12 protein-coding genes are annotated in these 14,612 nt (G+C 72.7%); all 12 read right to left on the reverse strand.

The window, feature by feature from the left end:
- Positions 1–199: 199 nt before the first annotated feature.
- Complete coding sequence (gene galE, locus ACGFYU_RS21385) at positions 200–1,168, reverse strand: UDP-glucose 4-epimerase GalE (protein ID WP_393828875.1); 969 nt, start codon at positions 1,166–1,168, stop codon at positions 200–202.
- 99 nt (positions 1,169–1,267) lie between these two features.
- A complete protein-coding gene (locus ACGFYU_RS21390; protein WP_393829026.1) occupies positions 1,268–1,957 on the reverse strand; it encodes a response regulator transcription factor in 690 nt (229 codons plus the stop codon).
- A gap of 151 nt (positions 1,958–2,108) precedes the next feature.
- Positions 2,109–3,863, reverse strand: a complete 1,755-nt coding sequence (locus ACGFYU_RS21395; protein WP_393828876.1) for a PQQ-binding-like beta-propeller repeat protein — start codon at positions 3,861–3,863, stop codon at positions 2,109–2,111.
- 41 nt (positions 3,864–3,904) lie between these two features.
- Entirely contained in the window at positions 3,905–5,560 is a 1,656-nt protein-coding gene (locus tag ACGFYU_RS21400; protein WP_393828877.1) for a PQQ-binding-like beta-propeller repeat protein, read from the reverse strand.
- 143 nt (positions 5,561–5,703) lie between these two features.
- Positions 5,704–7,506: an ABC-F family ATP-binding cassette domain-containing protein gene (locus tag ACGFYU_RS21405; protein ID WP_393828878.1), complete on the reverse strand. Its 1,803-nt coding sequence runs from the start codon at positions 7,504–7,506 to the stop codon at positions 5,704–5,706.
- 27 nt (positions 7,507–7,533) lie between these two features.
- The gene (locus tag ACGFYU_RS21410) at positions 7,534–8,853 is read right to left on the reverse strand and encodes an acyltransferase (protein ID WP_393828879.1); all 1,320 of its coding nucleotides are present in this window, start codon (positions 8,851–8,853) and stop codon (positions 7,534–7,536) included.
- 328 nt (positions 8,854–9,181) lie between these two features.
- Positions 9,182–9,535 (reverse strand): hypothetical protein, encoded by a 354-nt coding sequence (locus ACGFYU_RS21415; RefSeq protein ID WP_393828880.1) that lies wholly within the window; start codon positions 9,533–9,535, stop codon positions 9,182–9,184.
- A 73-nt stretch (positions 9,536–9,608) separates the two neighbouring features.
- The gene (locus tag ACGFYU_RS21420) at positions 9,609–10,514 is read right to left on the reverse strand and encodes a 4-(cytidine 5'-diphospho)-2-C-methyl-D-erythritol kinase (RefSeq protein ID WP_393828881.1); all 906 of its coding nucleotides are present in this window, start codon (positions 10,512–10,514) and stop codon (positions 9,609–9,611) included.
- Positions 10,511–11,413 (reverse strand): 16S rRNA (adenine(1518)-N(6)/adenine(1519)-N(6))-dimethyltransferase RsmA, encoded by a 903-nt coding sequence (rsmA, locus tag ACGFYU_RS21425; protein ID WP_393828882.1) that lies wholly within the window; start codon positions 11,411–11,413, stop codon positions 10,511–10,513. The genes ACGFYU_RS21420 and rsmA overlap by 4 nt, the downstream gene beginning before the upstream one ends.
- Positions 11,410–12,987: a ubiquitin-like domain-containing protein gene (locus ACGFYU_RS21430; protein WP_393829027.1), complete on the reverse strand. Its 1,578-nt coding sequence runs from the start codon at positions 12,985–12,987 to the stop codon at positions 11,410–11,412. Before ACGFYU_RS21430 ends, rsmA begins: the two co-directional genes overlap by 4 nt.
- A 174-nt stretch (positions 12,988–13,161) precedes the next feature.
- Positions 13,162–14,043: a TatD family hydrolase gene (locus ACGFYU_RS21435; RefSeq protein ID WP_393828883.1), complete on the reverse strand. Its 882-nt coding sequence runs from the start codon at positions 14,041–14,043 to the stop codon at positions 13,162–13,164.
- A 10-nt stretch (positions 14,044–14,053) separates the two neighbouring features.
- Positions 14,054–14,533 (reverse strand): hypothetical protein, encoded by a 480-nt coding sequence (locus ACGFYU_RS21440; protein WP_393828884.1) that lies wholly within the window; start codon positions 14,531–14,533, stop codon positions 14,054–14,056.
- Between the last annotated feature and the right edge of the window lie 79 nt (positions 14,534–14,612).

Raw genomic sequence — 14,612 nt, forward strand, 5'->3', positions numbered from 1 at the left:
GGTGGCTTGATTTCGACTGTTCCGAAGGTCCGGATGGCGGCTTCCGGACGGGCGCGTGCCACGGGCAGTTGCACGGGGTGCATTTCACCCGGCGTGTGCACGCCGGGCGCCCGCGCACAGCGCCCGGACCCCGCGTACGGCACAAAAGCGCACGCCCCCCGCACCGGAAGGCGCGAGGGGCGGGCGGGAAACGGGTGGTTCAGGAGGCGGTGGAGGTGTGCGTCCGTGCGAAGTTCCACGCGTCCTGGATGATCCCGGTGAGGTCCGAGCGGCTCGGGGTCCATCCGAGGCGCTCGTGGGCCGTCCGCGCGGAGGCGACCAGGGTCGCCGGGTCGCCGGCCCGGCGCGGGGCGACGACCTCGGGGATCTCGTGGCCGGTCACCTTGCGGACCGTCTCGACGACCTCGCGGACCGAGAACCCGCTGCCGTTGCCCAGGTTGCAGATCAGGTGCCCCCCGGCGGTGGCGGCCTCCAGCGCGGCCAGGTGGGCCTCCGCCAGGTCGGCGACGTGGATGTAGTCGCGTACGCAGGTGCCGTCGGCGGTCGGGTAGTCCTCGCCGAACACCGAGATCGACTCCCGTTCGCCCAGCGCGACCTGGAGGACCAGCGGGATCAGGTGGGTCTCGGGAGCGTGCCGCTCGCCGTACTGCCCGTACGCGCCGGCCACGTTGAAGTAGCGCAGGGACACCGCGGCCAGGCCGTGCGCCACGCACTCCCCCGCGATCATGTGGTCCACGGCCAGCTTCGAGGCCCCGTACGGGTTGGTCGGCGCGGTCACCGAGGCCTCGGTCAGCAGCCCCTCCGCCGGCTCGCCGTAGGTGGCGGCGGTGGAGGAGAACACCAGCTTGCCCACGCCCGCCCCGCGCATGGCGGCCAGCAGGGCGAGGGTGCCGCCGACGTTGTTCTCCCAGTACTTGCCCGGGTTCACCACGGACTCGCCGACCTGCGAGGAGGCCGCGAAGTGCAGCACCGCGTCGTAGGAGGAGTCCAGGTACCGGGCGGCGTCCTGGATCCGGCCCTCGATGAAGGAGGCTCCCGCCGGGATGCCCTCGCGGAAGCCGGTGCTGAGGTCGTCGAGGACGGTCACCTCGTGGCCGGCCTCCAGCAGGTGCGCCGCGACCACGCTGCCGACGTATCCGGCGCCACCGGTTACAAGGTACTTGCTCACTCGACTACTGCCTCTCCAGGGGAACGTGCGCGGGTGCACGCGGGTGCTAGGAGACTGGCTTACCGGATTCGGCGGCTCCGGGGAAATCCGGACCCGGAATCAGGCCTCCTCCGCCGCCCCCCGCACCGGGACCGCCCGGTCCAGCAGGCCGGTACGGGCGGCCAGCGCGGCCGCCTCCAGCCGCGAGCCCACGCCCAGCTTCATCAGCACCCGCTGCACGTGGGTACGGGCGGTGCTCGGCGCGATCTCCATGCCCGCGGCGATGAGCCGGGTGTCCTCGCCCTCGGCGACCCGGACCAGCACCTCCACCTCGCGCGGGGTGAGGAGCCGCAGCAGCCTGCTGCCCTCGTCGTCGGGCTGGGCGGCGGGGTTCAGGAGCTCCGCGAAGGCCCCCTGCAGCAGTTGCGGAGAGATCGCCGCCTCCCCCGCACGCGCCTTCGCCAGGGCCCGCTCCACGCCCTCGATGCGCTCGTCGTGGCGTACGTACCCCGAGGCGCCGGCGGCGAAGGCGGCCGCGATCCCGCGCGGACTGGGCACCGGGCCGAGGACCACGACGGCTATCTGCGGGCGCTCCCGCTTGATGCGGACGACCGGTTCGAAGACCCCCGGATCGGCGGGCGCGGCCGTGCCGAGCAGGCAGACCTCCGGGGCGCGGCTGATGACCAGTTCGGCGGCGCCCCCGGCCGGGGCGGCGGCGGCGAGCACCCGGTGCCCGCGCAGTTTCAGGGCAGAGGCGAGCGCCTCGGCCAGCAGCCGGTGCTCGTCGACCACCACGACCCGTACGCCCATTGAGGCACCCACCCCCGACCCTTCTGACCCGGCAAGCTACACGCTTGTTCGACGGTGCGCGGGGGTTCCGCGCAGAAGCCCCCGGAAGGAATGACCTTCCGGGGGCTTCTGCCTCTGCTTCTGCTGCTGCTTGCGCTGCTGCTGCTTCCGCTCAGCTCGCGGTGAACGAGACGAAGAGGTACTCCGGGTCGCTCTTGTCCGAGTACGGCTTCTTCACCGTCGTACGGGAGATGAAGAGCTTGCCGTTGTGGTAGCGGTATTCGGAGTACTCGGGTGAGAAGCCGCCGGTCTCGACGGCCCGGCTCGCCTTGTCCGACGGGTTCTGCATGAGGAGGGTCTCCTTCATGGTCTTGCCGTCGATGCTGACGATCTGGCCGCCCTTGTCGTACGGGGGCTCCTTGTAGGCGATGATGTTCGACCCGTCCATGCGCAGCGGGGTGAGCTGGTAGCTCTCGCCCGCGTCGGCGCGGTCGGTGGTCTGCTTGCCGGTCTCCAGGTCGAAGGAGAGCAGCTCGTTGGTGCGGCCGGTGCCGGTCTGGCCCTGGTGCTCGTAGGACGGCAGGTAGAGCTTGCCGTCGCCGACGACCATGCCCGTGCACTTCTCGACCTCGGTGGCCGCGCACTTGCCGGCGAAGTTCCCGGAGGCGAGGGAGATGCGTGCCTTCAGCTCGCCCTTGGGGTCGACGACGAAGAGGTCGCTGACGCCGGTGGCGTTCTTGGCGGTCTTGCCGACGTCCGCGGCGACGACCAGGGGCTTGGTGGAGACGATGCCCGCGTACTCGATGCCCGCGGCGAGCTTGTACGAGGCCGTGGGCGCGCCGGTGGCCGGGTCCAGGATCTGGGCGTGGACGGTCTGGTTGGGGTTGCGCCCGCACTTGCGGATGACGGCGAGGGCCTCGCCGCCCGCGTAGCCGGTGTCGTAGCAGCCTTCGCCGTCGGTCTTGGGCGTCCACAGGGACTTGCCGTCGGCGAGGTTCCAGGCGGCTCCGCCCGAGGTGCCGCCGGCGGCGACGGTCTGGCCGCTGAGGGTCACCTCGTAGTAGGCGGCGGGCTTGTCACCGGTGGTGGCGCCCTTGGCGTTGCCGGACCAGACGAGCTTGCCCGTGTTGAGGTCGATGACGCCGACCTCGGTGCACTGCACGTACTTGTTCTCGGCCGTGGGCATGGAGGCCTTGAACAGGACTGCCGTCTTGTTGTCGCTGATGTGCTTGGTCGCGCCGCAGAGCTCGCCCGGGAAGGGGATCTCCCACTTCTTGCCGCCGTCGACGAGGTTGTAGCCGACGACCTTCGCCACGTCGGACTTGACGTAGGTGGAGTCGGTGAGCCAGGAGCCGGCGACCACGGTGACCTCGGCCGGCTGCGGGCTGGGGAGGTTGAACAGGGTCTTCGACTTGGGGTTGGCGGGCGGCTTCTCGCTGCCGGGCGTGCCGGCCTGGGGCTTGTCGCCGTCGGGGCCGGCGCTGGGGCCGCCGTCCGCGGTGTTCTTCTGGCCGCTGCCGCCGTCGCCCGAGGTGTACCAGAGGCCGCCGCCGACGATGAGGACGATGGCCAGGAGGGCCGCGCCGACGATCAGCAGCTGGTTGCGCTTGTCGTTGTTGCCGCCCCCGCCGGACCCTGCCGGGGGCTGCGGCGCGTACATGGGGGTGGTGGACGGCCCGAACGGCGGCTGGGTGCCGGGCTGTTGCGGGTAGCCGTAGCCCGGTCCGGCCGCGGGTGCGGGCTGCGGGTAGCCGTACGCGGGCTGCGCCGCGGGCGCGGCCGGTACGGTCGGGGGCTGCTGCGGGGGTGCCGGGGGGCCGGCCGGGGGCGCCGGGGGGCCCGGTGGGGCGAACCCGCCCGGCGGAGGATCCTGGGGCGCTCCGAAGCCGCCGGACGGCGGCTGGCTGGGGGGCGGCGGGGTACTCATGCGTTGCTACTGCCTCTCGCTGGGCGGCTCGGTGGACGCGTTCAGTTGCCGAAGACCATCAGGAGCTTCTCGTCCTTGCCCTTGGCCAGCAGGCGGGAGGCGGAGATGAAGAACCGTCCGTCCACGTAGTCGACCTTCGGGGTGGTGAAGGAGCTCTCGACCGGGGCGGCCGGGCCCGACGGGTTGCGCAGGAGCGCGGTGGGGGCGCCGCCGCCGGCGGGGATCGAGAGGATCTCGCCGCCCTTGTCGTACTCCGCCTTGCGGTAGGCGATCAGCTGGCCGTTCGCGGCCTTGAGCGGCATGAGGGTGCGCTTGGCGCCGGCGGGGCTGCGCCACTTGGCCTTGCCGCTGGCCAGGTCGAAGGCGACGATCTCGTTGCCCTTCTCGTCCCGCGCAGTGGGCAGGTAGAGGGTGCCCGCGTCGACGACGGCCGAGGAACAGGTGGAGAGGGAGCGGAAGATGCCGGTGTCCCCGCAGCCTTCGGGGAACTTGCCTTCGGCGCTGAGGGTGGCGGTCTGCTTCCCGTCGGCTCCGATGACCACGACGGAGCGCTCCTTGGCGGCCTCGTTGCCGAGGTCGACGACGAGCGGGTCCACGGAGTAGATGCTGGTGACCTTGAAGCCCTTGGGGGCCCGGAAGGTCCAGCCCTTCTTGCCGGTGACGGGGTCGGTGCCCTGGATCTCGGCGGTCTTGTCCTCGTCCAGGCAGGTGGCGAGGGCGACCATCTTGCCGTTGCCGGTGGTGTAGGAGTCGGGCTTGCAGCCTTCGGCCTGGGTGCTGGCGAAGAGCTTGTCGCCGTTGCTGACCTTGAAGGCGCTGGCGGTGCCGCTGCGGCTGATGGCGACGGTGTCGCCGGTGATGGAGACGGTGGGGCTGGTGAACATGTCGAAGAGCTGCTCCTTGGGCACCTCCTTCGACCACACCTCCTTGCCCGTCTTGAGGTCGACCACGCGCATCTGGGTGCAGGAGGCGGTGTCGGACTCGCCGTCCTTGTACATGACGACGGTCTTGCCGTCGGCGGTGGCCTGCGGGGTGACGGCGCAGATCACGGCGGGGAAGGCGAGGGTCCACTTCTCCTTGCCGTCGGTGGCCGCGTAGCCGGTGAGGTTCTTCCACACGCTCTTGACGACGGTGTCGCCGACGACCCACTGGCCCTCGGACTCCACGCCCATGCCGGGGCCGTCGATCTTGGCGGTCTTGAGCCAGAGGACCTTGCTCTCGCCCTGCTTGCGGCCCGCGTTGAGATCGGCCTCCTGGCCGCCGTTGCCGCTGCCGTCGCCCTTGTCCACGGAAGGGGAGCCGGAGGGGGTGGCGTCGGTGGGGCCCTGCGCCACGGGCTGCTCGGGGTCCTTGTCGTCGCCGCCGCGGAAGGCGAAGTACCCGGCGGTGCCGACGACGAGGACGGCGGCGACCGCGGCGGCGATCAGCAGGGTCGTCTTCTTCTTCGGCGACGGCGCGCCCGGCAGGCCGGGGCCCTGGGGCGGCGGCGGGTAACCGTACGCGGGGAGCTGCTGCGGGACGGTGGGCGGCTGCGGGGGCTGCGCGGGCTGCTGGGCGTACGGGTTCGCGCCTTGCGGCGGGTATCCTCCCCCAGCTACCGCTGGGTGGTGCCCCCATCCGGGCTGCGGCGGGCCGGGGAGGTGTCCGTAACCGGAAGGTGTCGGCGGCTGGTTCGGCGGCTGGGGCGGCTCGGTCATCAGCGCGTACCTTCGGTCAGGGGTCGTGGAGGATGACCTTTCTATCACTGACGCACGCCGTGCGCCGGGGCCGGTCCGCCCCTGTTCCCAAGGGAGGACCGGCCCGTGACGCCGTCGTTATCCGGCCAGTTGGCGGTCGGAGGCTAGGCCTCCTCGGCCAGCTCCAGCCAGCGCATCTCCAAATCGTCCCGCTCGGCGAGGAGTTCCCGCAGCTCGGCGTCGAGCTTGGCCACCTTGTCGTAGTCGGTGGAGTTCTCGGCGATCTGCGCGTGCAGGTTGCCCTCGCGGTCGGAGATCTTGTTGAGCTGGCGCTCGATCTTCTGGAGCTCCTTCTTCGCGGCGCGGGCGTCTCCGGAGGAGGTGGACTTCGGCGCGGCCGCGGCCGGGGCGGGCGCCGGGGCGGCGGCCTCGATCATCCGCTGGCGGCGCTCCAGGTACTCGTCCAGGCCGCGCGGCAGCATCCGCAGGCTCGCGTCGCCGAGCAGGGCCATCACCGTGTCGGTGGTGCGCTCGATGAAGAACCGGTCGTGGGAGATCACGATCATCGAGCCGGGCCAGCCGTCGAGGAGGTCCTCCAGCTGGGTCAGGGTCTCGATGTCGAGGTCGTTGGTGGGCTCGTCGAGGAAGAGGACGTTCGGCTCGTCCATCAGCAGGCGCAGGATCTGCAGCCGGCGCCGCTCACCGCCGGAGAGGTCGCCGACCGGCGTCCACTGCTTCTCCTTGGTGAAGCCGAACTGCTCGCACAGCTGGCCCGCCGTCATCTCGCGGCCCTTGCCGAGGTCGACGCGGTCGCGGACGCGCTGCACGGCCTCCAGGACGCGCAGGGACGGGTCGAGTTCGCCGACCTCCTGCGAGAGGTAGGCGAGCCGGACGGTCTTGCCGACGGTGACCTGGCCGGCGGCGGGCTGGGACTCGCCCTGGGTGCGGGCGGCCTCGGCCAGCGCGCGCAGCAGGGAGGTCTTGCCGGCGCCGTTGACGCCGACGAGGCCGATGCGGTCGCCGGGGCCCAGGTGCCAGGTGAGGTGCTTGAGCAGCACCTTGGGGCCGGCGTGGACGCTGACGTCTTCCAGGTCGAAGACGGTCTTGCCGAGGCGGGCGTTGGCGAAGCGCATCAGCTCGGACTTGTCGCGCGGCGGCGGCACGTCGGCGATGAGCTCGTTGGCGGCTTCGATGCGGTAGCGGGGCTTGGAGGTCCGGGCGGGGGCGCCGCGGCGCAGCCAGGCCAGCTCCTTGCGCATCAGGTTCTGCCGCTTCTGCTCCTCGGTGGCGGCGATGCGCTCGCGCTCGGCGCGGGCGAAGACGTAGTCGCTGTAGCCGCCTTCGTACTCGTGGACGTCACCGCGCTGGACGTCCCACATACGGGTGCAGACCTGGTCGAGGAACCAGCGGTCGTGGGTGACGCAGACGAGCGCGGATCGGCGCTCCTGGAGGTGGCCGGCCAGCCAGGCGATGCCCTCGACGTCGAGGTGGTTGGTGGGCTCGTCGAGGACGAGGAGGTCCTGGTCGGCGATGAGCAGCTTGGCGAGCGCGATGCGGCGGCGCTCGCCGCCGGAGAGCGGGCCGATGACGGTGTCGAGGCCCTGGCCGAAGCCGGGGAGGTCGAGGCCGCCGAAGAGGCCGGTCAGGACGTCGCGGATCTTGGCGTTGCCGGCCCACTCGTGGTCGGCCATGTCGCGGATGATCTCGTGACGGATGGTGGCCGCGGGATCGAGGGAGTCGTGCTGGGTGAGGACACCCATGCGCAGGCCGCCCGACTGGGTGACGCGCCCGGTGTCGGGGTCCTCCAGCTTGGCCAGCATCCGGATCAGGGTGGTCTTGCCGTCGCCGTTGCGGCCGACGACACCGATCCGGTCCCCCTCGGATACGCCGAGGGAGATGCCGTCGAGCAGGGTACGTGTGCCGTACACCTTGCTGACTGCCTCGACATTGACCAGATTGACGGCCATCAGACGCGCTCCAGGGAAGGTTAGGGATCAGCCCCTCAGCCTAACCCTCCGGGCCGGGCCGGACCGTTCCACCAGGAGCCAGCCGGTCAGTGCCATGCCGATGGCGAGGGGTGCGGTGACCGGGAGGGCGATCAGGGTGGCGCTGTGGCCGTCGAGGAGGCCGCCGAGCCCGGTCATGGACAGGCCGAGGATGCCGAGCAGGCAGAGGGTGATGCCGAGGGCGGCGCGGGGACCGCTGCCGGGGGCCGTGGAGGCCGCGGCCGGGGCCTCGAAGCGGCGGAAGGCCGCGACGAGCAGGGCGGTCAGGGCCCCGGCCAGCAGGATCCGTACGGGAACCTGCGCCCACCAGGCCGCGGTGGCGGGGGCCGGGAGGTCCAGGCCGAGGGCGAGCTGGGCCCCGTACACGGCGAGCATGGCGGTGAGGTGCCAGAGGAAGGCGGTCATGGCGATCCCGTTGGCGGCGACGACACCGCGCCAGACGCGGGGGCGGGCCAGCCAGGCGGTGGCCGGGCGGGCCAGGAGCTGCACGACACCGACGAGCCACAGACCGTGGCAGAGCAGGGCCAGGGTGGGCGGGGCCATGTTGGAGACCTTCTCGCCCGGCATCCCGACCATGGAGAGCGGGTACGGGCCGTACGCCACCAGCAGCGCCGCCCCGGCCAGACCCGCGGCCGCGAGGAGGGCGGGGCGGCGGATCCGGCCGTCGGCACGCAGGAAGCCGAGCTGGTGGACCGCGAGCCAGACGAGGGCAAAGTTCAGGAACTCCACGTACGGCACGCCGAGCGCGAAGCGCAGCACGTCCACGACGGCGGCCGCGCCGAACAGCCCGGCGAAGGCCGCCCAGCCGTGGCGTTCGTGGAGCTTCAGCAGCGGTGGGGTGAAGGCCACCATGGCGAGGTAGATCCCGATGAACCACAGCGGCTGCGTGACCATCCGCAGCGCCGCCCCGCTCAGCACGCCGTCGCCGCGCCCGGCGAGCTGCACGCCCAGTGCGAGGGCGGCCCAGACGAGGACGAAGACGAGCGTGGGCCGCAGCAGCCGCTGGAGCCGGGCCCGCAGGAAGGCGGCGTAGACGGGCCCGTCGTCGCGGCGGACCAGGGAGCGGTAGGACAGCGCGTGCGAGAACCCGCCGACGAAGAAGAAGACCGGCATGATCTGCAGCCCCCAGGTGAGCACCTGGAGCGGGGGCACGAGCGCGAGCAGGTTCCCTATGCCGTCGCCGCTGACGGCGGCCATCAGCCAGTGCCCGGCGATGACGGTGCCGAGCGAGGCGACGCGGAGCAGGTCGATGTACCGGTCCCGTTGCGCGGGCGTTGCGGCGGCCATTGCCTTGGCGGTCTGTCCCATGCCCTTACGCTCGCGCGGCGCACCTTGACGGGACAGGGCGCGGATACTCAACTCCCGCCTGAGTACGTCTCAGCCGAGCCAGACCACCCGCACGACGGAGATCTCCCGGAGCCGCTCAGGCGCGAGGAACATCAGGAGCCCACGGCCACCGAAGATATTGAGGGCCCCAGACCACCGCCCTCCGAGGGGCCGCGGCCCACGTCGGCGGCGTCCCGGCCGAGGGTGGCCAACTGGTCAGCGAGCCGTTCCACCTCGGCAACGAACTAAGGGGGCAGGTCTCCGACCACATGCTCTGCATCCGGGTTGTAGTGCCAGGTCCAGGCATCGCTCACGCGGCAACCTCGCGACGCGCGGCGGCCAGGATCTGCTGGATCTCCGCCACCGCCACGTCCAGCACAGCGCGGTCCGAGGCTGTGTCGGCGATCGTCTCCAGCTCATGCATCCGCCTTGCACGGGCGGGGATGCGCTGGATTGCAACGAACTCGCCCCACCACTGCAGAAATGTCCGCAAGGGCGCGATGGTGCTTTGTGCGGCGCTCTGCTCTGCAGCCTGGTCCAGATCCTGCCCGAAGGCCGGCAGATAGGCCGGGGCGATCTGGGCCACAGCGACCCGCAAGGCCGCCGGCGTCAGGGCCGGCATCGGAATCAAAGGGGTGGTGCCGGGCACCGCCTGCTCCGTCATCAAGCGCCTCCCGCGCGGATCAGGTGACCTCAGCCTAGCCTCCGACGGACCGGCTGGTCGGGCGTTGAGCGCGTCAGGCGAGAACCGTGGCTCCGGGGGCGGGGGAGGACGCCACGCGGGTGGCTCGGCACGTGCCCGAGGATTCAAGGGCCGCCGCGACCTTCGACGCCGATTCCGGGTCGCGGACCAGGAAGGCCGTCGTGGGGCCGGAGCCCGAGACCAGGGCGGCCAGCGCACCGGCGTCCGTGCCCGCGGCCAGGGTGGCGGCCAGGGACGGGCGCAGGGACAGGGCCGCCGGCTGGAGGTCGTTGGCCAGGACGGGGGCCAGCGCGTCCGGGTCGCCCGAGGCCAGGGCCGCGAGCAGGGCCGGCGAGGCCTCCGGCTCCGGGACGCGCGTACCGGCCGTGAGGCGGTCGAACTCCCGGAAGACGGCCGGGGTCGACAGCCCGCCGTCGGCCACCGCGAACACCCAGTGGAACGCCCCGGCCTCCACCGGGGTCAGCAGCTCGCCGCGCCCGGTACCGAGCGCGGCGCCGCCGACGAGGCTGAAGGGGACGTCGCTGCCCAGCTCCGCGCAGATGTCGAGCAGTTCGCCGCGCGGGGTGTCCAGGCCCCACAGCGCGTCGCAGGCCAGCAGGGCGGCGGCCCCGTCCGCGCTGCCGCCCGCCATGCCGCCCGCGACCGGGATGTTCTTCGCGATGTGGAGGTGGACGGCGGGGTCGATGCCGGCCCGCGCCGCGAGGACCTCGGCGGCGCGCGCCGCGAGGTTGGTGCGGTCCAGGGGCACCTGGTCGGCGTCCGGGCCCGCGCAGGTCACCTTCAGTTCATCGGCCGCGGTGGCCGTGACCTCGTCGAAGAGGGAGACGGCGAGGAAGACGTTGGCGAGGTCGTGGAAGCCGTCGGGGCGGGCCGCGCCCACCGCCAGCTGCACGTTGACCTTCGCGGGGACCCGTACGGTCACGGTCGTGCGCTCGCTCACAGTGCGGGCCTCTCCGCCTCGGGCTTGTGCTCGGCGATCGCGGCGAACTCCTCCACCGTCAGCGACTCGCCGCGCGCCTGCGGGGAGATGCCCGCGGCGACGAGCGCCGCCTCGGCGCCCGCCGGCGATCCTGCCCAGCCGGACAGCGCGGCGCGCAGCGTCTTGCGGCGCTGGGCGAAGGCGGCGTCGACGACCGCGAAGACCTCTGCCTTCGAGGCGGTGGTCTTGATCGGCTCGGTCCGCCGGACCAGCGAGACGAGGCCGGAGTCGACGTTCGGCGCGGGCCAGAAGACCTTGCGGCCGATGGCCCCGGCACGCTTGACGTGCGCGTACCAGCTGGCCTTGACCGAGGGGACCCCGTACACCTTGTTGCCCGGCTCGGCGGCGAGCCGGTCGGCGACCTCCGCCTGCACCATCACCAGGGTCCGCTCGATGGTCGGAAAGCGGTCGAGCATGGTCAGCAGGACGGGCACGGCCACGTTGTACGGGAGGTTGGCGACGAGCGCCGTCGGCGCGGGGCCGGGCAGCTCGGTGACCAGCATCGCGTCGGAGTGGACCAGCGCGAAGCGGTCCTTCTTCTCGGGCATCCGCGCCTCGATGGTGGCGGGCAGCGCCGCGGCGAGGATGTCGTCGATCTCGACGGCGGTGACCCGGTCCGCGGCCTCCAGCAGGGCGAGCGTCAGCGAGCCCAGGCCCGGCCCGACCTCGACGACGACGTCGTCCGGGCGCACCTCGGCGGTGCGCACGATGCGGCGCACCGTGTTGGCGTCGATGACGAAGTTCTGGCCCTTCTGCTTCGTCGGGCGTACGCCGAGGGCGGCGGCCAGCTCCCGGATGTCGGCCGGGCCGAGGAGGGCGTCAGAAGGGTTCTCGTTGGGCTGCTGCTCTGCGGTGCTCACCGGTAAAGCCTACGGCCGCAGTGGGGCCACGGACTCGCCCCCCGCTGCACGTAGAGCTTCTTCGCCCGGTACGTCTGTTCCGTGCCCGGGGCGTCCTGGGGGCGGCCGCTGCCGCCGAGGGCCTGCCAGGTGCGGACGTCGAACTGGTAGAGGCCGCCGTACGTGCCCGAGGCGTCGGTGGCGCCGGGGCGGCCGCCGGACTCGCAGTGGGCGAGTGCGCCCCAGTCGAGGCCGTCGGCGCCGGCCACGGAGGCCGGCAGTGGCTTCGTGCCGACCTTGACGAGCTGGGTGACGGGTTCGCGGACGATCTCCTCCGCGATCCGGCGGGGCTTCTGGCGGACGCCGTTGACGGTGCGGAGGCCGTAGGTGACCCTGCGCGCGCCGGGGCGGCCCGCGCGCTCGACGACCTCGGTGCCGGCGAAGAGGGTGGCGTCCTCGGCCTTCTCGGTCTCGTAGGGGATGCGTTCCTCGCGGACCTCGCGGGTGCCGGTGATGCGGAGCACGGTGACGGTCTGGCCGTCGCGGGGGAAGGAGGCGGGCGGTACGGAGGTGGTGTCCTGGCCGTGGAGGGTGATGCCGGCCTGGTCGAGGGCTTCCTGGACGGTGGCGGCGTTGGTGCGGATGGTGCGTTCGCGGCCGTCGGCCATGAAGGTGACGCTGCGTTCGGTGCGGACGCTGAGGGCGAGGCCGGTGCGGGGGACGGGGGCGGTGCGGGGGGCGGAGAGGTAGGCGCCCTCGGCGCGGATGCCGAACTGGCGCAGGGCGCCCTCGACGGTGCGGGCGGTGGTCCACACCTCGCGGCGGCGGCCATCGAGGGTCAGGTGGAGGGGGCGGCCGTAGCGGACGACGATCTCCTCGCCGTCGTCGAGGGGTTCGCCGGGGGCGGGGGCGACGAGGTCGTGCGGCCCGATGCCGAGGCCTTCGGCGGCCAGCAGTTCACCGATGTCGTCGGAGAAGGTGTGGAGGTTCCTCGGGACGCCGTCGACGGTGAGGCGTACGGACTTGTCGGCGGCGACGAAGGCGGTGGTGCCGCCGGCGAGGAAGGCGACGACGAGGGCCTGCGGCACGATCCGCCGCCAGTTCCCTGCCGGGGGCTCGGCGGTGGTGGTGCCCCGGGCCCGACGGCCCGGCCCCGCGGCGGGCCCCGCCGGGGGCCCTGCGGGCGGCTCGACGGTGGTCGTGCCGCCCCGGGCCCGACGGCCCGACCCCGACCCCGACCCCGGGGCGGGCGCCCGGCGACGGCCCGGGCCCGGCGCCGCGGGCGCCTCCGGTGCGGACAGCGACCCGGCGGGCTCGGGCGCGGGTGGCATGGTGCGGCCGCGGGAGCGGCGTGCCGCGCGGCGGCCGCCGCCGCGCGGGGAGGGGACCCCCGGGCCGGGTGCCGACGGGAGGGGTCCTGCCCCCGGATCATCGCCGGCCGGCCGGGGCAACGACTCCGCGCCCCCGGCCGCGGGGGGCCAAGGTGACGGGTCCCGGTCGCGTGCGGTGGGCTGCCAGGGCTCGGGGTCCGGGGCCCCGGATGCGGGGGGCCAGGGGGACGGGGGCGGGGGTTGTGTGGCGGCCGGCCAGGCCATGGGCTCGTACGACCCCGGGACGGGACCGCCATGGCGGTGACTGCCCTGCGTATCGCTCACGACGCTCGCTCCACTGGTGGTCCGGACCCGCTGGTTCGGGCAGGGCACCATAGCGGAGGAGTCGTCACACTCCAAAGCTGGACGATTACACAGCGTGTCGAGCGACGGTCGGGCTCAGTACGCGAAGGCGCGCGCCGTGTTCGTCGCCAGGGCGGTGGCCATCGCGTCCTCGTCGATGTCGCGGACCGCCGCCATCGCCCGTACCGTCAGCGGAATGAGGTACGGCGCGTTGGGCCGTCCGCGGTACGGCGCCGGGGTCAGGTACGGGGCGTCGGTCTCCACGAGGACGAGTTCGAGCGGGGCGACCGCCAGGGCCTCGCGCAGCGGCGCCGCGTTCTTGAAGGTGACCGTTCCGGCGAAGGACATGTAGTACCCGGCGGCGGCGCACTCCCGGGCCATGTCCGCGTCGCCGGAGTAGCAATGGAAGACGGTCCGGTCCGGGGCGCCCTCCTCCCGCAGGATGCGCAGCACATCGGCGTGGGCGTCGCGGTCGTGGATGACCAGGGCCTTGCCCTGCCGCTTGGCGATCTCGATGTGGGCGCGGAAGGAACGCTCCTGCGCCGCCATGCCCTCCGGTCCGGTGCGGAAGTAGTCGAGCCCGGTCTCGCCGACCGCCTTGACGTGGTCGAGGGCGGCCAGGGCCTCGATCTCGGCGAGGGCGTCGTCGAGGGCCGCGTCCCCGCCGCCGGCCCGCGCGCCCTGCCGGGACCAGCCGTCCGGGTCCCCGTGGACGATGCGGGGGGCCTCGTTCGGGTGCAGGGCCACGGCCGCGTGGACGTTCTCGTAAGCGGCGGCGGTCTCGGCGGCCCACCGGGAGCCCTTCACGTCGCAGCCGACCTGGACGACCGTGGTCACGCCCACCGAGGCGGCCTTGGCCAGGCCCTCCTCGACGGTGCCGGACTGCATGTCCAGGTGGGTGTGCGAATCCGCCACCGCCACCCGAAGGGGTTCGGGCAGCGGCGGCAGTTCGTCCTTGGAGGCGGAGGAGGTGCTCATACGGCCGATCTTATGACCGGCGGAAGAACCCCAGCAGTCGGGAGAGCCAGCCCCGGCGGTCCTCGTCGGCGTCGATGGCCACGGGTCCGGGGGCGTCGTGCAGCCGGGGCGCCTTGCGCGGCTTGGGGGCGCGGGGGACGTCCGCCCCGGCGGGCACCGGTCCGGCGATCCCGGGCGCGATGCGGTGGTGGTAGAGGCGGTCGATCGTGCCGAGCACCGAGGAGACCTGGCCGGCCCGCATGATGCGTACGACGTGGCCGCCGCAGTTCAGGCAGGTGGGGTTGGACAGCGGGGAGGGCACCCGCTCGCCCTTCACCGTGTACATGATGAACGGCTCACCCTTGCCGTCGACGTGGTGTTCTATCGCGTACTCCTGCTCCCAGGCGTACCCGCACCTCATGCACGCGAAGGAGTACGCCTCGTGCACGGTCTCCACGGCGGCGGCGACCGGCCCGGCGACGGGTACCGGGGTGTCTGCGATCTCACTCATGCCAGCTCCTCTTGTTCCACTGGTGCCATTGCCAGTGGACGCCTCTTCGGGCGGGAGCGCATCAGGCCCTGTCCAGTAA

It is taken from the genome of Streptomyces sp. NPDC048337 (genome assembly GCF_043201175.1).
Taxonomy (GTDB): Bacteria; Actinomycetota; Actinomycetes; order Streptomycetales; family Streptomycetaceae; genus Streptomyces.